This window comes from Amycolatopsis coloradensis (genome assembly GCF_037997115.1).
In the GTDB taxonomy this organism is placed as follows: Bacteria; Actinomycetota; Actinomycetes; order Mycobacteriales; family Pseudonocardiaceae; genus Amycolatopsis; species Amycolatopsis coloradensis_A.
This window is the reverse complement of sequence record NZ_CP150484.1, coordinates 1,279,166-1,300,716: the sequence shown is the minus strand read 5'-3', so window position 1 is coordinate 1,300,716 and position 21,551 is coordinate 1,279,166. Positions and strand designations below refer to the sequence as shown.

At 68.1% G+C, this 21,551-nt stretch carries 22 protein-coding genes; 14 read left to right on the top strand and 8 right to left on the bottom strand.

The genetic code is table 11. The features are described 5' to 3' along the window. Nucleotides 1-39 precede the first annotated feature (39 nt). From LCL61_RS05765 to LCL61_RS05745, 5 genes are all read left to right on the top strand, one after another. The gene (locus LCL61_RS05765) at nt 40-804 is read left to right on the top strand and encodes an ESX secretion-associated protein EspG (protein WP_340685877.1); all 765 of its coding nucleotides are present in this window, start codon (nt 40-42) and stop codon (nt 802-804) included. 144 nt (nt 805-948) lie between these two features. Continuing rightward, complete coding sequence (locus LCL61_RS05760) at nt 949-1,425, top strand: hypothetical protein (protein WP_340685876.1); 477 nt, start codon at nt 949-951, stop codon at nt 1,423-1,425. A 6-nt stretch (nt 1,426-1,431) separates the two neighbouring features. Further along, a complete protein-coding gene (locus LCL61_RS05755) occupies nt 1,432-1,983 on the top strand; it encodes a DUF3558 family protein (protein ID WP_340685875.1) in 552 nt (183 codons plus the stop codon). A gap of 12 nt (nt 1,984-1,995) precedes the next feature. Continuing rightward, entirely contained in the window at nt 1,996-3,459 is a 1,464-nt protein-coding gene (locus LCL61_RS05750) for a hypothetical protein (RefSeq protein ID WP_340685874.1), read from the top strand. Between the two features lie 606 nt (nt 3,460-4,065). Next, nucleotides 4,066-5,274, top strand: a complete 1,209-nt coding sequence (locus LCL61_RS05745) for a hypothetical protein (RefSeq protein ID WP_340685873.1) — start codon at nt 4,066-4,068, stop codon at nt 5,272-5,274. Here LCL61_RS05745 and LCL61_RS05740 read toward each other — a convergent pair. From LCL61_RS05740 to LCL61_RS05730, 3 genes are read right to left on the bottom strand one after another with little or no spacing between them, the layout of a single operon-like run. Next, nucleotides 5,228-6,136, bottom strand: a complete 909-nt coding sequence (locus LCL61_RS05740) for a glycosyltransferase family 2 protein (RefSeq protein WP_340685872.1) — start codon at nt 6,134-6,136, stop codon at nt 5,228-5,230. The genes LCL61_RS05745 and LCL61_RS05740 overlap by 47 nt on opposite strands. Continuing rightward, the gene (locus tag LCL61_RS05735; protein ID WP_340685871.1) at nt 6,133-6,957 is read right to left on the bottom strand and encodes an ABC transporter ATP-binding protein; all 825 of its coding nucleotides are present in this window, start codon (nt 6,955-6,957) and stop codon (nt 6,133-6,135) included. The genes LCL61_RS05740 and LCL61_RS05735 overlap by 4 nt, the downstream gene beginning before the upstream one ends. A 3-nt stretch (nt 6,958-6,960) precedes the next feature. Further along, a complete protein-coding gene (locus tag LCL61_RS05730) occupies nt 6,961-7,914 on the bottom strand; it encodes an ABC transporter permease (protein WP_340685870.1) in 954 nt (317 codons plus the stop codon). Nucleotides 7,915-8,059: 145 nt separating this feature from the next. Between LCL61_RS05730 and LCL61_RS05725 the strand changes: the two genes are divergently transcribed. The 4 genes from LCL61_RS05725 to pseI are packed head-to-tail and all read left to right on the top strand — an operon-like array spanning nt 8,060 to nt 10,733. Further along, complete coding sequence (locus LCL61_RS05725; RefSeq protein WP_192747999.1) at nt 8,060-8,689, top strand: hypothetical protein; 630 nt, start codon at nt 8,060-8,062, stop codon at nt 8,687-8,689. 34 nt (nt 8,690-8,723) lie between these two features. Beyond that, nucleotides 8,724-9,158 (top strand): hypothetical protein, encoded by a 435-nt coding sequence (locus LCL61_RS05720; RefSeq protein ID WP_340685869.1) that lies wholly within the window; start codon nt 8,724-8,726, stop codon nt 9,156-9,158. Continuing rightward, the gene (locus LCL61_RS05715) at nt 9,155-9,667 is read left to right on the top strand and encodes a GNAT family N-acetyltransferase (protein ID WP_340685868.1); all 513 of its coding nucleotides are present in this window, start codon (nt 9,155-9,157) and stop codon (nt 9,665-9,667) included. The genes LCL61_RS05720 and LCL61_RS05715 overlap by 4 nt, the downstream gene beginning before the upstream one ends. A 10-nt stretch (nt 9,668-9,677) precedes the next feature. After that, nucleotides 9,678-10,733 carry a pseudaminic acid synthase gene (pseI, locus tag LCL61_RS05710; RefSeq protein ID WP_340685867.1) on the top strand — a complete coding sequence of 352 codons (1,056 nt, stop codon included), beginning with the start codon at nt 9,678-9,680 and terminating at the stop codon, nt 10,731-10,733. On the opposite strand, the gene LCL61_RS05705 is transcribed toward pseI, so the two are convergent. Then, nucleotides 10,730-11,902, bottom strand: coding sequence for a DegT/DnrJ/EryC1/StrS family aminotransferase (locus tag LCL61_RS05705; RefSeq protein ID WP_340685866.1), 1,173 nt, complete (start codon nt 11,900-11,902; stop codon nt 10,730-10,732). The genes pseI and LCL61_RS05705 overlap by 4 nt on opposite strands. Then, nucleotides 11,895-12,944: a polysaccharide biosynthesis protein gene (locus LCL61_RS05700; RefSeq protein WP_340685865.1), complete on the bottom strand. Its 1,050-nt coding sequence runs from the start codon at nt 12,942-12,944 to the stop codon at nt 11,895-11,897. Before LCL61_RS05700 ends, LCL61_RS05705 begins: the two co-directional genes overlap by 8 nt. Before the next feature lie 49 nt (nt 12,945-12,993). On the opposite strand from LCL61_RS05700, the gene LCL61_RS05695 reads away from it, so the two are divergent. The 3 genes from LCL61_RS05695 (at nt 12,994) to LCL61_RS05685 (ending at nt 16,106) form a co-directional block, all read left to right on the top strand. Then, nucleotides 12,994-13,740 (top strand): glycosyltransferase family protein, encoded by a 747-nt coding sequence (locus LCL61_RS05695; RefSeq protein WP_340685864.1) that lies wholly within the window; start codon nt 12,994-12,996, stop codon nt 13,738-13,740. Further along, nucleotides 13,737-14,705 (top strand): spore coat protein, encoded by a 969-nt coding sequence (locus LCL61_RS05690; protein WP_340685863.1) that lies wholly within the window; start codon nt 13,737-13,739, stop codon nt 14,703-14,705. The genes LCL61_RS05695 and LCL61_RS05690 overlap by 4 nt, the downstream gene beginning before the upstream one ends. Before the next feature lie 240 nt (nt 14,706-14,945). Then, complete coding sequence (locus tag LCL61_RS05685; RefSeq protein ID WP_340685862.1) at nt 14,946-16,106, top strand: epoxide hydrolase family protein; 1,161 nt, start codon at nt 14,946-14,948, stop codon at nt 16,104-16,106. Between the two features lie 13 nt (nt 16,107-16,119). Here the strand turns inward: LCL61_RS05685 and LCL61_RS05680 are convergent, their stop codons facing one another. Continuing rightward, entirely contained in the window at nt 16,120-16,725 is a 606-nt protein-coding gene (locus tag LCL61_RS05680) for a bacterial proteasome activator family protein (RefSeq protein WP_340685861.1), read from the bottom strand. Nucleotides 16,726-16,859: 134 nt separating this feature from the next. On the opposite strand from LCL61_RS05680, the gene LCL61_RS05675 reads away from it, so the two are divergent. Beyond that, nucleotides 16,860-18,059, top strand: coding sequence for a cysteine desulfurase-like protein (locus tag LCL61_RS05675; protein WP_340685860.1), 1,200 nt, complete (start codon nt 16,860-16,862; stop codon nt 18,057-18,059). Here the strand turns inward: LCL61_RS05675 and LCL61_RS05670 are convergent. Then, a complete protein-coding gene (locus LCL61_RS05670; protein ID WP_340685859.1) occupies nt 18,056-19,033 on the bottom strand; it encodes an NAD(P)H-quinone oxidoreductase in 978 nt (325 codons plus the stop codon). The genes LCL61_RS05675 and LCL61_RS05670 overlap by 4 nt on opposite strands. An 80-nt stretch (nt 19,034-19,113) precedes the next feature. Here LCL61_RS05670 and LCL61_RS05665 point away from each other — a divergent pair, with 80 nt between their 5' ends. After that, nucleotides 19,114-20,655, top strand: coding sequence for a M28 family peptidase (locus LCL61_RS05665; RefSeq protein WP_340685858.1), 1,542 nt, complete (start codon nt 19,114-19,116; stop codon nt 20,653-20,655). A gap of 62 nt (nt 20,656-20,717) precedes the next feature. Here the strand turns inward: LCL61_RS05665 and LCL61_RS05660 are convergent, their stop codons facing one another. Further along, nucleotides 20,718-21,434: a S1 family peptidase gene (locus LCL61_RS05660; protein WP_340685857.1), complete on the bottom strand. Its 717-nt coding sequence runs from the start codon at nt 21,432-21,434 to the stop codon at nt 20,718-20,720. Nucleotides 21,435-21,551: the final 117 nt, after the last annotated feature.

The window sequence follows — 21,551 nt, the reverse complement described above, 5'->3', positions numbered from 1 at the left end:
TCATCCCGACGAACAAGACACCCGCGGGGGGAAATGGCGATGCCGCATTCGTTCTCGCTGTCGCTGGCGGCGGTGGACATCCTGCTCGAACACGGCCGGTTCGGTCCGGCGCCCGTCCCGTTCGAGGTCCCGCACATCGGCACGACGACCGATCAGCGCGCGATGGTGCGCGAGGCCGTCTTCCGCGACCTCGAAGGCCGCGGCATGATGCGCGGCGGCAGGCTCGACGCCGACGTCGAACTCGCGCTCGCCACGTTCGTCACCCCGCAGCTCGCGGTCTGGGCGGTCGCGCAGATGGACAAGGACAAGCAGCTGTTCGCGCGGGCGGCGACGAACGGGCAGTTCGCGGTGCTGGTGCGCCAGGACGAGAACCTGCTCGTGTTCGAGGAGACCCGGCCGACCGCGATCGTCGCGTCGATCGTCGATCTCCTGCCTCTCACCCCGGCGGGCCCCGGCCAGTCGGTCACCATCGCGAAGCCGGTGAGCGCGCCGAAGCGCCCCCGGAACGACGACGCGTACGACCCCTTCGCGCAGGTCAGCGGGCCCCGGTCCCACGGATCGAACCCGCAGCAGCGGCAGGTGGAACGGATCTTCGAGAAGCCGATGAAGCGAGTGGGCCAGTTCAGCGTGTTCATCCGCGGTGGCCAGGTCTTCCCGCCGTTGGCGTGGTTCGACACCGAAGCGGGCCGGTTCATGATGACTTCGCGCCAGGCGACCGACGGGCAAAGCTGGCTGACCTACGCTCCCGCGGACAACGCGAGGATCGCGCAGCAGCTGTACGCCCAGCTCGAAGGCCAGTTCTGAACCTTCGGGAACCGGTGTGACGCCCGTTTCGTCACAGTTCCGGCGGGATCTCCGGTGATCGGGGAATCACCGTTGCGCTGAGTGCCCGGCTAGTAGACTTCCGGGCGAACGCACGGGCGAGCAGACGATGCAGTGGGGCGGGCGATGGCTTTCGAAGCGGACGGCGGACAGGCGGCACCGGACTTCTCGATCGGCTCCGCCATGGGGGCGGCGGCCAAGTACGTGGAGGCGGGTGGCCTGAACCAGGCCGCGATCGCCAAGGTGAGCGCCGAGACCCAGAAGCTGGTCTCGGCCGCCAAGAGCGGCGGCTTCAAGATCACCGCCGAAGGCGTCAAGCCGCTGCGTGAGGCGCTCGCGAACATGTCGGAAGAGCTCAGCGCACTCGGTAACCGGACGACGCGGCTTTCCGAGGCACCCCAGCTCGGCGACCACCCGTACGGCAAGGCCGTCGCGGCCCACGACCACAAGGGCGCCGCGCAGGCGAGCAACTCCGCGAGCGCGGTGCTCGAACAGTTCAAGCAGGTCGTCCGGGACGCCGACGAAGCGCTGGCCAGGGCCGCGGGGCTGTACAAGGGTGTCGAAGACCGCGCGATCGACGCCACCAAGAAGATTCAGGCCTGAGGGACGATGAAGAAACTCTGCGTGCTGCCACTCGCCGCGGCCGCCCTGGTGTTGGCCGCGTGCTCCAGCGAGAAGCCGGGGAGCGCGAGCCCGGCACCGTCGGCGCCGCCCGCCCAGACCGGTGGATCCAGTTCGGCGCCCGCCACCGGCGGTGGTGACACCAAGTCGATCGATCCGTGCTCTCTCCTCAGCGCGGCCGACCTCTCGTCTTACGGGACGTTCAAGGATCCGGTGACGCTGAACGAAGGCGGAGCCCGCGCCTGCCAGTTCTCCAAGGAGGCGGCGAGCGCCTCGGACAGCCTGACCGTCTCCGTCGACCTCCGGGACACGCAGAACATCGACAGCGTCAACGACGGCGGGAACGGCAAGACCACCGGGAACGTGAACGGGCGCAAAGCGGTGCTCGTGCCGAAACCGCCGTCCGGCTGCTTGATGGCACTCGAACTCACCGCTTCGGCGCGAGCCGATGTCCTCGTGGACGCCACCGACCCGAAGCAGGCCTGTGAGGTCGCCGAGAAGGTCGCCGACACCGTCGAACCGAAGCTTCCGAAGGGCTAAGGGGGAACCAGGATGACCACCAAGACACCGAACCTGACCGAGAAGCAGGTCTCCGACCTTTCGCCGGCGGCTCGTGACGCGTACTTCCAGCAGAAGGCACAGGAGGGCGTCGACCCCAGTGACGGCTGGCTGTTCGGCGCGGTCAATCAGTTCATCGCCTCCGGGAAGGCCCACCAGCAGTCGCAGGAGGTCGGCGACAAGAACGTCGACCAGCTGACCAAGAACAAGGACGTCCAGTACGTCGAGGGCTTGGAGCCGTCGAACGCGGACTACCAGGGTTACGACCACGAGAAGCTCGAACAGTTCGTCAACAGCAACCTGAACGTCGAACAGGTCTCCGACGTCTCGACCGCCTACCACGAGATTCACAAGGCCTTCGACACCTTCGCGAAGACGATGGACCAAGCCGTCACCGCGTCGCAGGGCACCTGGGAAGGCGACGCGGCGGGCAACGCGCAGGGGTACTTCAAGAGCCTCAGCAAGTGGTCCGAGACGAACTCCCAGAACGCCAAGCTCGCCTCCGAGACGATCTACGACCAGGGCACCGCGGCGTCCACCGTGAAGAACACGATGCCCAAACCGATCCCCTTCAGCTGGAAGGAAGAGGTCGGGGGGTGGATGACGTCGAACCCGTTCAACCTCGGCGAGAACATCGACAAGTCCATCCAGAAGCAGAAGGACAGCCAGGAGGCGCACACCCAGGCGGCCTCCGCCATGCACAGCTACGACAAGGCGCTGTACGACGCCGCGTCGAAGCAGCCGGCGTTCGCCGAGCCGCCGAAGTTCGGCGAAGGCGGTGGCGAGGGGACAGGCAAGCCCGGCATCTACAAGCTCCCGCCCGGGTCGAAAATGCCCTGGGACGAACAGCCTGGTGGCGGCAACACCTACATCCCGCCCGGCAGTGGCGGCGGGGGTAGCGGCGGCGGAGGCGGTGGTGGCGGCGGTTACGGCTCGCCGAACCTCCCGGGCCCCGGCAGCAGCACGGGCTCCGGCAGCATCCCGTCGGGGACGACGCCGTCCGGCTTCCAGAACGGGCCGGCGCCGATCACCGCCCCCGGCCCCAACAACAACACCGCGATGCCGGTGAGCCCCATGCCGATGGCGCCCATGATGGGTGGAGGCATGGGCGACTCGGACTACAACAGCCGCACCGGCCGTGGTGGCGGCGGAAGCGGGTTCGGCCCCGGCAGCGGCGCGGGCGGCTCCACGCCCGGGTCGGGCTCCGCGTCCGGCGCGGCCCGCCCCGGTGGTATCGGTGCCGCCGAAGCGGCGGCAGGCCGCGGTATGGGCGGTCTCGGCGGTGGCGCCGCCGGTCGCGGCGGGCCGGGTATGGGCGGCGGGATGGGCGGCCGCGGTCAGCACGCGGACGGGGACGAGGACACCGAGCACCAGCGTCCGACGTATCTCGTCGAGGGTGACCCGGACGAGGTCTTCGGGACCGACATGCGCACCGCTCCGCCGGTCATCGGCGAGTAGTTCCTTCCAGCCGGGTATGGCCTCCTTGCTCACGAGCAAGGAGGCCATACTTGTTTTGTCGGCAATCCACCTGATACGAGCTATTCTTGGCGGTAATAAACAACAGTGTTCGCGTTGGGTCATCAGGCTGGCCTCACCGCCGACCTGAGCGTGGTGCGCAACGGCGATGGTTTCGAGGTCGTCGCGAGGCACGGCGACGGATCGGTCCGTGTCGCGCGGTTCGCCGGTGACACGCTCGGTACGTGGCGCAACCTCGGTGGCACCGACGTCACCGACGTTCCCGCTGCTGTTGCGCACGGTGACGGAAAGATTCAGGTTGTAGTCCGCGTGAGCTGGCGCGATCCCCAGGGGAGATCTACACCTACCGCGGCATCTACGGGGCGCTGACAGCGCAGCGCAGCGCAGCCGCTGAGTCGGCCGCGCCGACGTACACCGGTGGCAAGGCGCATTCCTGAGGACCGTGAAACCCTGCGTGGCCGAACCTGGTCGCGCAGGGTTTCGTTCATCGCGTAGCCGGGGGCAAGCCGACCCGGTTACGCCACTACGATGCCGGTGGACTCCTCCGCCGAGGAGGATGCGCTGGTTGCCTATGCGACGGATCGAGAGATGACTTCCGAACAAACCGAGCTGATCTCCCGTACCCGCGGTACGGCATTGACCCAGCGGCTGTGCGTATACGGCGCGCTCGCCATGGTCACGCTGCTCAACGTGATCTCCCACGCGAATCTGGCGCCCAACGCCCACGAAAAGGCCTGGGGCGACGCGATCAACTACTTCCGGATGTCGGAGCAGACCGGCGCCGCGGTGGACAATCCGTTCGCACTGCGCATGCTGAGCCCCTGGCTCGTGCATCGCGCGAACCTGCTGACCGGGATCTCGCTCGACCGGTTGTGGCTGATCCTGACCGTCGTGGCGGTGTTGGCCTCTGCCATCGTGTTCTTCGAGTTTCTCCGCTCGCATCTGAAGCTGCAATTGTTCACCTCGGCACTGACGGCGGTCGCCCTGGCGTGCACCTTTTGGTACGCGCCGTACGCCTTCACGAATCCGTATCTGGTCGACCCGCTGAACAACCTGCTTTATGTCGTCGCGCTGTGGCTCGCGTTCGAACGAAAGCTGATCGCCTTCACCGTCGTGATCGTGGTGGGCGCGATCAACAAGGAAACCACGCTGTTGCTCGCGCCGCTTTACCCGCTGCTGGCCTGGACCCGTGGACGCAAGCTCCGTGACCGCGACGTGCTGGGCGGCGCGCTCGCTGTCGTCATCGCCGCGGGGCTTTACATCGCCTTCCGGCTCTGGGCGCAAAACCTCATCGGCGGGGCATACGGATTCGGCGCGGGCCAGGGCAACAAGAGTCTGCTCGACAACATCGGGTTCGCGTTGTCGGCCAACAAGGGTACAGACCAGCTGGTGTTGTTCACGACGTTCCACTTCCTGTGGCTCGTCTTCGCCTATGGCCTCTACCGGCAGTACCGGCGGTACGGCCTGCGCAGCGACCTGCTCGTCGCGAGCGTTTGGCTGTTCGGCTGCTGTGTGGCAGGCCGGCTCGTCGCGACCGACACCGGCCGGGTCTTCGTGATGATGGCACCGCTGGTCCTCGGCGTCGTCGCCGTGGTGCTGGACGGACAGCGCGGTGAACGCCGACGGCTGTGGGTCGGGTTGCTTCTGTTCCTGTACATCGCGCTGAGCCTGGGGTGGGTACCCGCGCCGTCGAGTTTCCTCGTCGACGCGGTAGCCGCCTTGATCTTCGTACTGCTGATGTACTTCCCCGTCAGTAGCGGTAGAACCTTTCTCGGCGGCCCTGGCGCACGAGCTTGAGCCACTGCAGGAAAGCCTTCGGGTCCCGCTTCACGCCGACGAAGTACAGACCGAAACGCACCACTTCGAGCGCTCCGATCTTGCGCATGCCCGGCTGGGACAGCAGGTACCCGCGGTTGCGGTAGGTGTAGTAGCGCTTGACCTCGTTCTCCGGGTCCTGCGCGTGGAACCGGCCGCCCAGCATCGGCTTGAACTCGTCCGAGCCGTCCGGGTGCAGGTACGCGGTCTTGAGCGAGGTGCCGAACGGCAGTCCGGAACGCACCAGGCGCCGGTGCAGTTCGACCTCGTCGCCGCGGAAGAACAGCCGCAGATCCGGCACGCCGACGACGTCCAAAGTGGACGCGCGGAACAACGCGCCGTTCATCAGCGAGGCGATCCCGGGCAGGAAGTCGACGCCCAGCTCCGACGACGAACGCTTCCAGGTCAGCCCGCGTCGCAACGGGAACGCGAGCTTGTCCGGCGCGTCGATGTTGGTGACCACCGGGGAGATCTCGGCCAGATCGCGCTTCTCGGCCTCGTCCAGCAGGATCGCGAGGACGTTCTCGTCGGCGGGACGGCCGTCGTCGTCGGCGAGCCAGACCCAGTCCGCGCCCAGCGAGAGCGCGTGCAGCATGCCGAGCGCGAACCCGCCCGCGCCACCGAGATTCCGGTGCGAGGGCAGGTACGTGAACGGAAGCGGGTAGTCCTCGACGATGTCCCGCGCCGACTTGTCCGGCCCGTTGTCGACCACGACGAGGTGGTCGACCGGGCGCGTCTGCGCGGCGATCACCTTGAGCGAGTCCGCGAGCAGTTCCCGCCGATGGCGCGTGACGACGACGCCGACGACGGCGCCTTCGGGCAACTGCCGGGTCTCGCTGGTCATCCTTGGCCACCGTTCGTCGTCGCCACCGGCTCGGTCTCGAGGCCGAACCGCTCCAGCGTTTCCTTGCTCATGTTCTCGAACGGGTCGCGCCCCTTGTAGCCGGTGAGCACGTCGCGCAGCGAACCGCGCTGCTTGACGTGGCCCTCGTCCATCCAGATGGCGGAGTCGCAGAGTTCGAAGAGGAACTCGTCCGAGTGGCTGGCGAACACCAGGATGCCCGAGCGCTTCACCAGCGCCTTCAACCGGTCCTTGGCCTTGTTGAGGAACGCCGCGTCGACCGCGCCGATGCCCTCGTCGAGGATCAGGATCTCCGGGTCGATCGAGGTGACCACGCCCAGCGCCAGGCGCACCCGCATACCGGTCGAGTAGGTGCGCAGCGGCATCTGCAGGTAGTCGCCGAGTTCGGTGAACTCCGCGATGTCGTCGACGCGGGCTTCCATCTGCTTCGCGGTCATCCCGAGGAACAGACCGCGGATGATGATGTTCTCGAGCCCGGAGATCTCCGGGTCCATGCCGATGCCGAGGTCGAAGACCGGCGCGATCTTGCCGGAGATCTTCGCCGAACCGCGGGTGGGCTCGTAGATGCCGGACAGCAGCCGCAGCAGCGTCGACTTCCCGGCGCCGTTGTGGCCGACGAGGCCGACCCGGTCGCCTTCCCGCAGCTGGAGCGTCACGTCGTGCAGGGCTTCGATGATCGGGACCTTGGTCTCGGTGCCGATCTTGCCGCCGACCTTGCCCAGCACCTTCTTCTTCATGGAGCGGGTCTTCGCGTCGAAAATGGGGAAGTCGACGTAGGCGTTGTGCACATCAATGCTGACCATCTGTCACACCCAATAAGAGACGCGGGAACGGTAATTGCGCATCGCGACCAGCGCGAGGACCCAGCCGACGACGGTGATGCCGAGCACCACATACCAGCTGTTGATGCTGACTTGCTGCCCGATCAGTGGTGCGCGCACGATCTGGATGAAGTGGAACAACGGGTTGCCGTGGACGAACGGCAGGGCCCACGAGGTGGAGGCACGCGCGCCGCCCGCCAGCAGCTGGTCGATCGGCCACACGATCGGCGTGAGATAGAACAGCAGCTGGATGACCGAGCTGATCACCTGCGGGATGTCCCGGTAGCGGGTCGAGATGATGCCCAGCAGCAGGGTGACCCAGCCGGCGTTCAAGGCGAGCATGAAGAAGCCGGGGATCGCGCTCAGTGAGTACCAGCCGATACCGGGGTGGCAGATACCGGAGAAGCCCTCATTGCAGTTGCCGGTGTTCAGTGAATACTCGTGGTTGAGCGAGGTGAAGAAGATCGCGATGACGATCACGTAGACGATCAGGTTGTGCATCAGCATCAGGGTCTGGCGCCAGACCGTGCGCAGCACGTAGACGGAGAGTGGCGCAGGGAGCTGTTTGATCAGCCCCTCGTTGGAGATGAAGGTCTCCATGCCCTCGGACAGGCAGCCGCTGATGAAGCCCCAGATGATGAAGCCCGTGCTGATGTAGGGCAGGAACGTCGACGTCGGCATGCCGAACAACTGTGAGTACAGGAGCCCGAGGCCCAGCGCGATGACACCCTGGCTGATCGTGATCCAGAACGGGCCGATCACCGAGCGGCGATAGCGCTGCTTGATGTCCTGCCAGCCGAGGTGTCCCCACAGCTCTTTGGCGGCGAAACCGGTCTTGATATCGGCGAACGCGCGCGAAAAGGTCTTGCTGTCCGAAATCGGCGGAACCGAGGTCGGCGCAGCACCGTCGGCGGCGTGAACCGTGCTGGTGGCATGCACGGGAACGAGGGTACCGATGGGGCCGATGATGCCTGGGCCGCCCCGTCCCGACCACGGATAGCTACCGTCGGATTCGAACTCGAACGCGGTCCGTGTGCTGGTACTTTCTGCCCTCATGACTGCTGCACTCGGCGACGCGAGCCTGATGGTCAATCTGCTCGCCGCATACGCCGACCGGCCGGAGCCCCGTTCGGTGGCCGTGGTCGGGAATCAGCCGCTGCCGCCGGACCCCCGGCGGGCAAAGGCGATCGACGCGTGCGACCTCGTGATCCGCGTCAACGGCTTCGTCGTCGACGAGCCGGGTGGCCCCGAGACCGTCGGCAGCCGGGTGCACGTCGTCGTGTTCAACCGCGCCGTCCGCGCCACCAAGCACGTCTTCCGTGACTACCGCAAGCGGCTCTACCTGCTGGTCGAGCCGGGGCGGATGCACTGGGAGCCCGAGGACATCCCTGGCTGGTGGCCCGGTGACCTCGGTTACGTGCCGGTGCCGAACCGCGAAGTCGTCCTGCCGCTTTCGGACGCGCTCGGCCTGCCGAGTCGCGAACAGGGCCTGTGGTCGACCACCGGGACACTGGCCGCCTGGATCGCGCGCACGTCGTTCCCGCACGCCAACCTGATCCTGTCCGGGTTCTCGTTCATCGACGACCCGAACCAGACACACTGGGAGCACGCCGCGGGCGATTCCTGCATCGTCGGCCCCGAACACCAGATCGCCGCCGAAGGCAGGCTGCTGGACTCGTGGACGAAGACCGGCGAAACCGAACTCCTGCGCTGAACCACAGCCAGCCCACTCCGAGAAGGAACCACCCATGGCAGTGCAGAAACTCCGTAGCGGCGTGATCGGCCGGATCGCCCGGCTCATCGACTTCCGGATCGACGAGCGGCTCCGCGACCTCAACGGGCGCGTCAACGACCTCGAACACGCCACCGCGGACCACCGCCGCCGGCTCGACGGCGCCGAGAGCGGCCTTGAGCACGCGCGGGGCGACCTGCGCTGGACCCGTGCCGAGCTGGACCGCCTGATCCCGAGCGTCGCGGCCCAGGAGGCTCAGCTGGAGGATCTTCGCGAGTCGCTGTCGCTGCCGGTGCACGCCGACAAGCCCGAACTGGCCGAGGCGCGCAGCCTGATCCAGGAGATCCAGCGCCAGCACGCTCAGATCCGCGTCCGGCTCGCCGGTATCGCCCGGTACGAGGACCGGCTGCGCCGGATCGAAGACACCATCACCGTCCCGGCAGGCGAATGACCGGCCTGCTGGTCGAAGCCGGGGAAGACGATCTCGACCGGATCCGGCGGTGGCGCAACCATCCGTCGGTCCGGCGGGTCAGTTTCACCACGCACGAGATCGGTGTCGAAGAACACCGTGGCTGGTTCGAGGCCGTCCGTGCGGACCCGAGCCGTCGCGTTCTCGTCTACCGGCACGACGGCGTGCCCGCCGGTGTCGTGCTGTTCAGTGACATCGAGGCAGGAAGTGCGGAATGGCACTTCTACCTGGACGTCGAGGGGCTCGGCCGGGAAATCCTCCCCGCTTGGCTGAAGCTGGAGGGCGCCGCCGTCGACTACGGCTTCGACGTACTCGGGCTGAACCTGCTCGGCGGCGCGACGCTCGCGGACAACCGGCAGGTGCTGCAGCTCCACAAGCGATTCGGCTTCACCGAAACACGCAGGTATGTTCGAGAGGTCGACGGTGAGCCGCGCGAGGTCGTCTGGACCGAACTGCGTGCCGCCGACCGCCGGACCAGGAAGAAGAGGTAGTCCCACCCCGATGACCGCCAGCGAGGTGCGCATCGGCGCACATGTCCTCTCGACGGCGCATCCGCCGTTCGTGATCGCCGAAATGTCCGGTAACCACAACGGTGACCTCGGCCGGGCATTGGAGATCGTCGACGCGATCGCCGAAACCGGCGCGCAGGCGGTCAAGCTGCAGACCTACCGGCCGGACACGATCACCATCGACGTGGACACCCCGGACTTCCGGATCGGCGACTCGCATTCGCTGTGGGGCGGCGAAAACCTCTACAAGCTTTACGAGCGCGCCCACACCCCGTGGGAATGGCACGAGCCGCTGTTCGAGCGCGCCCGCGCCCACGGCATCGAGATCTTCTCCAGCCCGTTCGACCCCACCGCGGTCGACCTGCTGGAGTCGCTGGACGCGCCCGCGTACAAGATCGCGTCCTCGGAGATCGTCGACCTGCCGCTGATCGAACTGTGCGCGAAGACCGGCAAGCCGCTGATCATCTCGACCGGGATGGCCAGCGTCGCCGAGATCGACGCGGCGATGCGGACCGCGCGTGAGGCGGGCAACGACCAGATCGTCGTGCTCGGCTGCACCGCCAGTTACCCGGCGTCGCCCGCCGAGAGCAACCTGCGTGGCCTGCCCGTCCTGGCGGGCGTGACCGGGACACTCGTCGGCCTGTCGGACCACACGCCCGGCATCGGCGCCCCGCTGGCCGCCGTCGCGCTCGGCGCCGTCGCCATCGAGAAGCACGTGACGCTGGCCAGGAACGACGGCGGCGTCGACTCGGAGTTCTCCCTGGAGCCCGCCGAACTGGCCGCGTTGGTCACCGAGTCGCACCGTGCCTGGGAGGCGCTGGGCGCGGCGGTGATCGGGCCGCGCGAGAGCGAGAAGGAAGGCCTGCGGTTCAGGCGTTCCCTCTATGTCGTCGAGGACGTGCGCGCAGGGGACACGGTGACGCGGGAGAACGTCCGCTCGATCCGGCCCGCCGGTGGGCTCGCGCCCGCCGAGATCGTGAACGTGCTCGGCCGCACCTTCTCTCGCGATGTTCCGAAGGGCACCGCGCTCACCTGGGGTCTGATCTAGCCGAAGAAGCCGTGGACCTCGTCGATGACGCGGTCCACGTCGGCGTCGGTCAACGCGGGGAACAGCGGCAGCGAGAGCTCCTGGCTGTAGTACAGCTCCGCGTTCGGGCACATCCCGCGCTGGTACCCGAGGTCCTCGAACACCGGGTGCCAGTACGCGGGAATGTAGTTGACCTGCACGCCGATTCCCTTGCCGCGCAAGTGATCGAACAGTGCGCGGCGGCGTCCTTCGAGGACTCGCAGCGGGTACAGATGCCACACCGGGTCCGCGCCTTCACGCACCGCGGGCGTCAGCACTCCGTCCAATGAGGACAGTGCGGTGGTGTACCGAGCATGGATCTCCGCTCGGCGCCTCTTGAACTCGGCGAGCCGCCGGAGCTGACTGCTTCCCAAGGCGCACAACACATCCGGCAGCCGGTAATTGAGGCCGAACTCGTGCACCTCCTGGTGCCACGCCCCCTCGTCCGGATAACGCTGTGCCGCCTTGTCCCGCACCAGGCCATGATTGCGGAAACCCCGGGCACGCGCGAGCAGGTCTTCCGAAGCGGAGACGACAGCGCCGCCTTCGGCCGTGGTGAGGTTCTTGGTGGGGAAGAAGGAGAACGTGGTGAGGTCGGCGAGCGAGCCGACCGGCCTGCCGTGGGAGTTCCCGCCGACGGAATGCGCGGCGTCCTCCAGCAGCAGCGCGCCGTTGTCGCGGGCGATGCGGCCGAGTTCGTCCACTTCCGCCGGGTGGCCGGCGTAGTCCACGGCCGCGACGACCTTGGTCCGCGAGGTCATGGCGGCGGAAACCGCCGCCGGGTCGAGGTTGCCGGTGTCCGCTTCGACATCGGCGAACACGACCTTGCCGCCGAGCAGAGCCGCTGCCGCGGCGGTGGCGACGAAGGTCATCGGCGAGGTGACGACCTCGTCGCCAGAGCCGACCCCGGCGGCCGCGTAAGCGACGTGCAGTGCTGCCGTGCCCGAGGTGACGGCCACGGCGGGCGTGCCGCCGGTGTGCTCCGCGAGGTCATCTTCGAAGCGAGTGACGGCGGGGCCGGTGGTCAGCCAGTCGCCGCGCAACACCTCGGTGACGGCGGCGATGTCCTCGTCCGAAACGGACTGGCGGCCGTAGGGGAGGAAGTCCGTCGACGTGCTCTTCCCCGCGGAGACGGCATCGGACTCACCCATACTGCTCGACCAGGTCGCGCAGCTCGTCCGCGTTGAGCCACAGGTCGTTGGTGTCCGAGCGGTACGCGAAGTTCTCCGGCACGGCTTTGCCGTCCGACGGAGGCTCGTAACCCCAGCCCGCGATATGCGGCTGCACGACGTAGCGGTCGCTCAGCTGCACCGTCCGGCGGGCGTCGTCGGGGGCGATCATCTCTTCGTGCAGCTTCTCGCCGGGGCGGATGCCCACCTCGTGCATCGGCGAACCGGGCGCGATCGCCTGCGCGAGCTCGACCAGCCGCATGCTCGGAATACGCGGCACGTACAGCTCGCCGCCGTTCATCTGGTCGAACGAGTCGACCACGAATTGGACGGCCTGCGGGAGCGTGATCCAGAAGCGGGTCATCTCCTTGTGCGTGATCGGCAGTGACTCGCCCTTGGCCGCGAGCGCGCGGAAGAACGGGATCACGCTGCCGCGCGAACCCATGACGTTGCCGTAGCGGACCACGGAGAACCTGGTCGGATGCGTCGCGGCGTAGTGGTTCGCGCTGATGAACATCCGGTCGGCGCACAGCTTCGTGGCGCCGTACAGGTTGATCGGGCTGGAAGCCTTGTCCGTCGACAGCNGGTCGGCGCACAGCTTCGTGGCGCCGTACAGGTTGATCGGGCTGGAAGCCTTGTCCGTCGACAGCGCGACGACCTTCTTCACGCCCGTGTCGATCGCGGCCTCGATGACGTGCTGCGAGCCGACCACGTTGGTCTGCACGAATTCGAACGGGTTGTACTCACCCGTGTCGACCTGCTTGAGCGCGGCCGCGTGCACCACGTAATCGACGCCGTGCATCGCGCGCTCGAGGCGGCGGCGGTCCCGGATGTCGCCGATGAACCAGCGCAGCCGCGGGTCGTTGTCGAACTGCTGGCGCGCTTCGTACTGCTTGAGCTCGTCGCGGGAGAGCACGACCAGCCGTCGCGGGTTCAGCTCGGCCAGGGCGTAGGTGATGAACGCCTTGCCGAACGAACCGGTCCCGCCGGTGAGCAGGATGCTGGAGCCATCCAGCTCGGACATCGTTGACCTCCGCGTTTCGGTGCTACTGCCGCAGGACATCATGTCACCCATGGATCCAGACCCCGGGGCCCACGTGGTCAACGCCGTCATCCAGGCACGCGCGTCGTCGACCCGGCTACCTGGCAAAGTCCTCCGTCCGCTGGCGGGCCGGAGTGTGCTCGGCTGGGTCATCCGCGCCGCCGCGGCTTCGCCGGGGATCGACAACGTCGTGGTCGCGACCTCGACGGAGGCCGATGACGACGCGGTGGCCGAGGAGGCCGCCCGGCACGGTGCCCTGGTCGCGAGAGGGCCGCTCGACGACGTCCTCGCGCGCTTCGCGGTCGCTGTCGAGTCGTACCCGGCCGATGCGGTGGTGCGGCTTACGGCGGACTGCCCGCTGCTGGACCCGGAGCTGATCGGGCAGCTCGTCACGCTGTGGCGGGCGCGGCCGTCGTTGGACTACCTGAGCACCACCCTCGTGCGAACGCTGCCTCGGGGGTTCGACGCGGAACTCGTGCGCACGGGAGTGCTGGCCGAGCAGGTCGAGACCGCCTGCGGCGCCGATCGGGAGCACGTGACTTCGGGTATCTACTCGCGCCCAGAGACATATTCGTGCTCCGGTGTCGTGGTCAGCCCGCCCGCCGACGACCTGCGCGTGACCTTGGACACCGTCGAGGACTGGGCAGTCATCGACGGTGTCGTGGCGGAGCTGGGAGACCGTGTCGGTGACTGGCGTGAGGTGGTCGCGGTACTGCGCTCACGGCCCGATCTCGCGCGGCTCAACCAGCACGTCGAGCAGAAGAAGGTGGCCAGGTGACGAGGCTCCTGTTGCGAGCCGACGCCTCCGGGACGATCGGCGCCGGCCACGTCTCGCGCATGGTCGCCTATGCCGAACGCGCGGTCGCGCGCGGCTGGGAGGTCGTGTTCTCGGGCCAGGTCGACAACGCCGAATGGCTGGCCGCCCGGTTCGGCGAGTTGTCGGTTCCGGTGGTGCCGTCAGTGCCGTTCGATGGCTTCGACGCGGTGGTCGTCGATCACTACGGCCTCGGCGAGCTGCGTGAAGAGGTCAACGCCGCGGGCGCGCTCCTGGTGTCCATCGAGGACGACGTGTTCGGCAGGCGTGCGGCGGACCTCGTCGTCGATTGCGGGTTCGACCCGGCGCCGAGGCCCGACGATGGTTCCGGGGCGCTGCTCAGAGGCGTGGCTTACGCGCCGATGCGGGACGTCGTCCGGGACGCCAGGGAGAAGCGCCGTGGTCGCGAAGCCGCCGAGCGGGCCCATGTGACCGTGGTGCTCGGCGGCGGGACGGAATGGGCCGGAACGGTCAGCGCGCTCCTGCACGCGTTGCGTGACACGGAATTGCCCTTCGTCGCCGACGTACTCGTGCGCGGTGAACCCGGCGTACCGGAGGCCCTACCGGGGCAGGAATTCCGCGTCCAGCCGCCCGGTCCTGGCCTGCTAGACCTGGTGGTGGAGACCGACGTGGCGGTGAGCGCGGCCGGGGTCACGCTGCTGGAGTTGTGTTGCCTCGGGGTGCCGACCGGTGTCGTGAAGCTGGTCGAGAACCAGGAGACCGGGTACCGGGGAGCGCTTGGTCTCGGGCTGGCGGCCGGGCTGGGGAGTGCGGCGGCGCTGGACGACGACGCCGTGGAGACGCTGCGGACCTTGCTGCTGGACGGGGAGACGCGGAGGCGTTTCTCGGAGACGGCGTCGTCCGTTGTGGACGGTCGTGGGGTGGACCGCGTGCTGGACCGACTCGAGAAAATGGGGTCGACGGAATGAAGCCCACGACGGAGCACGCCGGGAACCGCGCAGCGCCGCAACGACCCCGACCGGTACGAAGACACCATCGACCGTTGGCTCGACCGACTGCGGGCCCAACTGCCGGGAGGCTGAGGACGTGGAGGTGGGCGGGGATTTCCGGGCGAGGCTCCTGGGTTCCACCGGAACATCGCCTGTAGCGGCGGAACCGGCCCGGATCGAGGACCGCTCCTGTCCTCGATCCTCCCTACGGTCGGCCTCATGACCGATGAGATCACGCCGTTCACGATCGCCGTCCCCCAACGCGACCTCGACGACCTCGCCACCCGCCTGGCGAACACGCGCTGGCCGGACGAGATCGACGGCGTCGGCTGGGGGCTCGGGACGCCGCTCGGATATCTCCAGGAGCTCGCCGAGTACTGGCGGCTCCGCTACGACTGGCGCGCCCACGAGGAGCGGCTCAACGGGTTCCCGGGTTTCCTCACGAACATCGACGGCGCGAACGTCCACTTCCTGCACGCGCGGTCTCCGGAGCCGGACGCGATCCCGCTGGTGCTCACGCACGGCTGGCCGGGGTCCATTGTGGAATTCCTCGACGTCGTCGGCCCGCTATCCGACCCGCGCGCGTACGGCGGCGACCCGGGGGACGCGTTCCACGTCGTCGTGCCGTCGCTGCCGGGGTTCGGCTTCTCTGGGCCGACGACCGACGCAGGCTGGGGTACCGGCCGGATCGCCGATGCCTGGGGAGTGCTGATGTCGCGCCTCGGGTATGAGCGGTTCGGGCTCCACGGCGGCGACTGGGGCGCGATCGTGTCGCGCGAGGTGGGCGTCCGGTGCCCGGAGCGGGTGATCGGCGCGCATCTGACGATGTTGCCGCACGCGGTACCGGAATCCGAGGCCGATCTCGCGGGGCTCACCGGTGACGAACTGGCGCGGGGAGAGGCCGCGCTGGCGCGCGGGCGGGAGTTCCAGACCGGCGAGCTGGGCTACGCGATGATCCAGGCGACCAAGCCGCAAACGCTTGCCTACGGGCTCACCGACTCACCGGCCGGGCAGCTCGGCTGGCTGGTGGAGAAGTTCAAGTCCTATTCGGACTCGCGGGACGTCCCGGAAGACGCGATCGATCGCGACGATCTGCTCACCAATGTGATGCTCTACTGGCTCACCGGCACGGCGAACTCGTCTTCGCGGATTTACGCCGCGCTGGATCCGGCCTGGGGTCAGGCACCGCCGAAGTCCACAGTGCCCACGGGGGTGGCCGTGTTCCCGAAGGACACCGGTCCGCCGATCCGGCACCTCGCCGAGCGCACCGACAACATCGTGCACTGGTCCACTCCGGGCCGAGGGGGGCACTTCCCCGGGCTGGAGGTGCCGGACCTGCTCATCGACGACCTGCGGACGTTCTTCCGGCCGCTGCGCTGACTCATGGCGCGTGTCAGAGGTACTGGCCCGGCCCGTGCGACTCGCCGCCTGCCCCGTGCCCGCCGAGGGCGCCACCCGCGGACGGCCCGGCCGGGAGCCCGCGCCGCATCTGCTCCAGCTGCACCCGCGCGGCCATCTGCTGCGCGAACAGCGCGGTCTGGATGCCGCTGAACAGCCCTTCCAGCCAGCCGACCAGCTGAGCCTGCGCGATCCGCAGTTCGGCATCGGACGGCGTCGAGTTCTCGGTGAACGGCCGCACCAGCCGCTCCAGCTCGTCCTGCAGCTCCGGCGCCAGCGCCTGCTCCAGTTCGCGGATGGAGGTCTGGTGGATCTCGCGCACGCGCGTGCGGCTGGCGTCGTCCAGCGGCGCGGCGCGGACCTCCTCCAGCAGCTGTTTGATCATCGTGCCGATGCGCATCACCTTGGCGGGTTCTTCGACGAGGTCGCCGAGCGATTCCTCCTGCCCCTCCTCTCCGGAGTCGGAGCCGGGGGAGGCGATGCGTGCGGTGCCGACCGGGGTGCCGTCGGGACCGACGACCACCACATGGTGTGGGGAGTCTCCGCCGCCGTCACCGGGGGTGGTCGATTCGCGGGAAACTGGGTCGGTCATGTGCTCCATCCTGGCCTACGTCGGGCACGAAGCGCAGTGTGGTTTTCGGTGCCGTCTCCGAGCGTAGCGGGAATCGTCGCACCCCGTGGTCAGGCAGCCAACCCCGGGTTAAGCGCCAAACCGCACGTCCGTACGGTGTCCCCATGGCGTTCGACGTCGCTCGTATCCGTGGGTTGTTTCCCGCGCTGGGTGACGGCTGGATTCACTTCGACGGCGCCGCCGGAATGCTCGTACCTGAACAGGTCGCTTCGGCCGTATCCACGGCCATGCGCGCTCCGGTGTCCGGGCCGGGTGGAGCGTTTCCGGCCTCCCAGCGTGCGGAAAGCATTGTCACGGCCGCTCGCCGGGCGGTCGCCGACCTGGTCGGCGCCGATCCGGCCGGGGTCGTGCTCGGCCCCAACGCGCCCGATCTCATCCGCCGTCTCGTCGACGCGATGGCCGACCGCTGGACGATCGGCGACGAGGTCGTCGTCTCCCGGCTCGACGAGGAAGCCAACCTCGCGCCATGGCGCCGCGCGGCGAAACGCGTCGGCGCGGTCGTGCGCTGGGGCGAGATCGACATCGAGACCTGCGAGCTGCCCGCCTGGCAGTACGAGAACCTCGTTTCCGCGCGCACCAAGGCCGTCGCGGTGACGCTGGCCTCAGGTTCGGTCGGCACCCGGCCCGATGTCCCGACGGTGATCGAGTTCGCCAAACGGGTCGGCGCGCTGGTGGTCGTCGACGCGACGTACGCGGCGCCGTTCGTGCCGCTCGATCTCAACGAGCTCGGCGCCGACGTGATGGTGGTTTCGGCGCAGGCCTGGGGCGGGCCGTCAGTGGGGGCGCTGGTCTTCCGCGATCCCGAGCTGCTCGAACGCCTGCCTTCGGTGTCGCTCGATCCGGCCGCGCGCGGTCCGGCCCGGATGGAGCTGGGGCCGCACGCGTACCCGTTGCTGGCCGGTCTGATCGCGTCGATCGACTATCTGGCCGGTTTGGACGACGCCGCAATGGGCTCGCGGCGCGAGAAGCTGGTGACCTCGCTGGGTTCGGCGAAGTCGTACCACGCGGGACTTCTGGCGCAGCTGTCCACGGAACTGCGTTCGCTGCGGCACGTCATGGTCATCGGTGACGCCATGCGCAGGATCCCCGCGCTCGCGTTCGCCGTCGCGGGCAAGAAGGCGCCCGAGGTCGCCGAATACCTGGCGTCCCAGGGACTCTGCGCCTTCGCCGACGACGGCACGAGCGGTGTCTTCGGGTCGCTCGGCGCCGCCGAAGTCGGCGGCGCCGTCCGCATCGGACTCGCGCATTACTCGAATGTCTTCGAGGTCAATCAGCTCGTCCGGGTGCTCGAAGAGATCCGTTAAGACTTAGCCGCAAGCAGAACCTTGCCGAAAACCGTGCCGTCTTCGAGCGCCCGGTGCGCGGCGGCGGCTTCGGCCATCGGGACGACTTGTCCGACGATCGGTTTCACCGAGCCTTGCTCCACCAACGGCCACAGCCGCTCGCGGACGTCGGCGACGATCGCCGCCTTCTGCTCCAGCGGCCGCGACCGCAGGCCCGCGCCGTAGAGGCTCGCGCGTTTGCCCATCACCTTGCCGATGTTGAGCTCGCCCTTGACCCCGCCCTGCATGCCGATGATCACGAGCTTGCCGTCCATGGCCAGCGCGTCGAGGTTGCGGTCGAGGTACTTGGCGCCCATGTTGTCGAGGATGACGTTCGCGCCGCCGGTCTCGGCGCGCAGGACCTCGACGAAGTCCTGCTCCTTGTAGTTGATCGCGATGTCGGCGCCGAGCTGGCGGCAGCTCTCCAGCCGGTCTTCCGAACCCGCCGTCACCGCGACCGTCGCGCCGAGCGCCTTCGCGACCTGGATCGCGTGCGTGCCGATGCCACCCGCGCCGCCGTGGACGAGCAGGACCTCACCCTCGGACAGGCCGGCGTGCATCACCACATTCGCCCAGACAGTGCACGCGACTTCGGGCAGTCCGGCGGCCGCGAGCAATTCGACTTCGGCGGGCAGCGGAAGCAGTTGTCCGGCCGGGACTGCGACCTTTTCGCCATAGCCGCCACCGGCGAGCAAAGCACAAACCTCGTCCCCGATCCGCCATCCTTCGACGCCTTCGCCGATTTCGGCGATCGTGCCCGAACATTCGAGTCCGATGATTTCGCTCGCCCCCGGCGGAGGCGGATAGTTCCCCTGGCGTTGCAGCAGGTCAGCCCGGTTGACGGCGCTCGCGGCGACCTCGATGACGACTTCGCCTTCACCGGCCACGGGATCGGGGACCTCGGTCCATTCGAGAACATCGGGATCGCCAGGCTCACGGATGGTGATCGCGTACATACGAACGACCCTATCCCGGTGTCATAAAGTCCGCCGAACGTCGGTTGACCTGTGGCGCAAACCACACAATGGTGACGCCCATGTCATATTCGCGAAGAAGCATTGTTCCCTCGATCGTGGTGGCGGCCACCGCCGCGCTCACGGTCGGAATGGCTCCCGCTGCGACAGCCGCCACGGGGATCGACGGTCCCGCACTGGCGAAGCAGCTCGTCGACAAGGTCAACGTGAACAACGTCAATCGGCACCTGGTCGCGTTCCAGCGGATCTCGGACGCCACAGGTGGCCGTCGCGCCGCCAGCACCGAGGGCCACAAGAGGTCCGCGGAGTACATCGCCACCAAGCTGGAGCAGGCGGGCTTCGCGGTCACCCGGCAGGAGTTCCCCTTCACCTACGCGGAGACCCTCGCGGAGAACCTGACGGTCGCGGGCGCCGACGTCCCGATCATCATCATGGCCTACAGCCCGTCGACGCCCGCAGGCGGAATCACCGCGCCGCTCGCGGTGGTCCCGGTCGACGCCACCAGTGGCTGCGAAGCGGCCGACTACGCCGGTGGTGTCGCCGGCAAGATCGCCCTGATCCAGCGCGGTGGCTGCTCCTTCGCGCAGAAGCAGGCGACGGCCGCCGAGGCGGGCGCCCTCGGCGCGATCGTCTACAACAACGTCCCGGGCCCGGTCAACGGCACCCTGGGCGACCCGGCCGCGGGCAAGATCCCGACCGGTGGCATCACCCAGGCCGACGGCCAGGCGCTCGCCACCAAGGCCGGCTCCTCGGTCACCCTCGACCTGCGTGCCTTCCAGGAGGAGCGGACCAGCTACAACGTCCTCGCCGAGACCAAGACCGGCCGCACGGACAACGTCGTGATGCTCGGCGCCCACCTCGACAGCGTCACCGAGGGCCCCGGCATCAACGACAACGGCACCGGTTCCGCCGCGCTGCTGGAGACCGCGCTGCAGCTGGGCAGCAAACCCAAGGCCAACAACACCGTCCGCTTCGGCTGGTGGAGCGCCGAGGAGTTCGGGCTCGTCGGCTCGACGCACTACGTCAACTCGCTGACCTTCGAGCAGCAGCTCGACATCGCGCTCTACTACAACTACGACATGATCGGTTCGCCGAACGCAGCGTACTTCGCGTACGACGGTGACAACTCCGACGGTGTCGGCGAGGGCGCGGGCCCGTACGGCTCGGGGCAGCTCGAAAAGACCTTGGTCGACTACCTGCAGCTCGGCAAGGGCGTCCCGGTCGAGGGCACGGACTTCACCGGCCGCTCGGATTACCAGGGCTTCATCCGCGCCGGTATCCCGGCCGGTGGCCTGTTCACCGGCGCCGAAGGCGTGAAGACCGCCGCACAGGCCGCCAAATGGGGCGGTAGCGCCAACGTTCCTTACGACAAGTGCTACCACCAGGCGTGCGACAACCTCGGCAACGTCGACCGCGTCGCGCTCGAGCGCAACTCGGACGCCGTCGCCTGGGCGCTGGGCGTGTACGCGATCAGCACCGAGAACATCAACGGTGTCTCGGGTGCCAAGGCCACGAAGGCGCAGGCACTGCGCGCGGCCGAGCGGTCGCAGCAGCGAAGCCTGACGGCTTCGGTCCACGCTGACGACCACCACGTCGCCGCCTGATCCACAAGATGCCTCGTGAGTGGTAAGGACGGTTCTAACCGTCCTCACCACTCACGAGGCGGTCAGACGCCGGCGACCTGCTGGATCCAGCTGCGGTAACGGGTGATGTTGGTGTAGGCGGTGTTGTTCGACCGGTCGCTGGTCGAGGCGACGCCGACCTGGCGGCCGCCGGAGAACATCGGGCCGCCCGAGTCACCGCCGGCGGTGATGCCGTCGACGCGGTTCGCGCAGACCGCGACCCCGCCGTTGTAGTCACCGCAGTTGACCGAGTTGACCCGGACGGTGGCGACCTTCAGGTAGCGGGACTGGCAGTTGATCTCCGAACCGCACTGGCTGGTCGCGCCCCAGCCGTAGACCTGGACGTTCTGGCCGACCGCGACGTTGCTCGTGGTGCCGAGCGGTGCGTAAGTGGCGTTGACCGAACTCGTCAGCCGGACGATGGCGAGGTCCGCGCCCGAGTGGCGGGTGATGCTCGCCGCCGTGGCCATCGTGCCGCCGCTCTGCTGGTCGAGGCTGCCGATCCGGAACGTGTAGCTGCCACTGCTGGCGACACAGTGCTTCGCGGTGAGGATGTACTGCGGCGCGATGATCGTCGCGCTGCAGTTCTGCTGGCCGTTCACGAACAGCCGGGCCGCCCACGGACCGCTCTGTGCGTACTGACCTCCGATGATCATCGGCTGCACGCCCGAGGGCTCGGCGGCGGTCGCGGCGGGGGCGGTCGAGCCGAGCAACGCCATGAAGGCGGTACCGGCCAGCAGGACAAGAGAGCGCAGTCGCATGTTCCGACTCATTTCTGCGGCGGGTTCCGGCCGCTTCAGTGGGGACGAACGCGCTGATTCTGTGTCGTGCCAAGGGAACCCGGAAACCGACGAAAGTTCGCGTCGGCTACCTATTTA

Bases quoted from the DNA above. Each gene is read 5' to 3' on its own strand.
- LCL61_RS05765 (WP_340685877.1), top strand. From the start codon at position 40: ATGCCGCATTCGTTCTCGCTGTCGCTGGCGGCGGTGGACATCCTGCTC.
- LCL61_RS05760 (WP_340685876.1), top strand. From the start codon at position 949: ATGGCTTTCGAAGCGGACGGCGGACAGGCGGCACCGGACTTCTCGATC.
- LCL61_RS05755 (WP_340685875.1), top strand. From the start codon at position 1,432: ATGAAGAAACTCTGCGTGCTGCCACTCGCCGCGGCCGCCCTGGTGTTG.
- LCL61_RS05750 (WP_340685874.1), top strand. From the start codon at position 1,996: ATGACCACCAAGACACCGAACCTGACCGAGAAGCAGGTCTCCGACCTT.
- LCL61_RS05745 (WP_340685873.1), top strand. From the start codon at position 4,066: ATGACTTCCGAACAAACCGAGCTGATCTCCCGTACCCGCGGTACGGCA.
- LCL61_RS05740 (WP_340685872.1), bottom strand. From the start codon at position 6,136: ATGACCAGCGAGACCCGGCAGTTGCCCGAAGGCGCCGTCGTCGGCGTC.
- LCL61_RS05735 (WP_340685871.1), bottom strand. From the start codon at position 6,957: ATGGTCAGCATTGATGTGCACAACGCCTACGTCGACTTCCCCATTTTC.
- LCL61_RS05725 (WP_192747999.1), top strand. From the start codon at position 8,060: ATGGTCAATCTGCTCGCCGCATACGCCGACCGGCCGGAGCCCCGTTCG.
- LCL61_RS05720 (WP_340685869.1), top strand. From the start codon at position 8,724: ATGGCAGTGCAGAAACTCCGTAGCGGCGTGATCGGCCGGATCGCCCGG.
- LCL61_RS05715 (WP_340685868.1), top strand. From the start codon at position 9,155: ATGACCGGCCTGCTGGTCGAAGCCGGGGAAGACGATCTCGACCGGATC.
- pseI (WP_340685867.1), top strand. From the start codon at position 9,678: ATGACCGCCAGCGAGGTGCGCATCGGCGCACATGTCCTCTCGACGGCG.
- LCL61_RS05705 (WP_340685866.1), bottom strand. From the start codon at position 11,902: ATGGGTGAGTCCGATGCCGTCTCCGCGGGGAAGAGCACGTCGACGGAC.
- LCL61_RS05695 (WP_340685864.1), top strand. From the start codon at position 12,994: ATGGATCCAGACCCCGGGGCCCACGTGGTCAACGCCGTCATCCAGGCA.
- LCL61_RS05685 (WP_340685862.1), top strand. From the start codon at position 14,946: ATGACCGATGAGATCACGCCGTTCACGATCGCCGTCCCCCAACGCGAC.
- LCL61_RS05680 (WP_340685861.1), bottom strand. From the start codon at position 16,725: ATGGAGCACATGACCGACCCAGTTTCCCGCGAATCGACCACCCCCGGT.
- LCL61_RS05675 (WP_340685860.1), top strand. From the start codon at position 16,860: ATGGCGTTCGACGTCGCTCGTATCCGTGGGTTGTTTCCCGCGCTGGGT.
- LCL61_RS05670 (WP_340685859.1), bottom strand. From the start codon at position 19,033: ATGTACGCGATCACCATCCGTGAGCCTGGCGATCCCGATGTTCTCGAA.
- LCL61_RS05665 (WP_340685858.1), top strand. From the start codon at position 19,114: ATGTCATATTCGCGAAGAAGCATTGTTCCCTCGATCGTGGTGGCGGCC.
- LCL61_RS05660 (WP_340685857.1), bottom strand. From the start codon at position 21,434: ATGCGACTGCGCTCTCTTGTCCTGCTGGCCGGTACCGCCTTCATGGCG.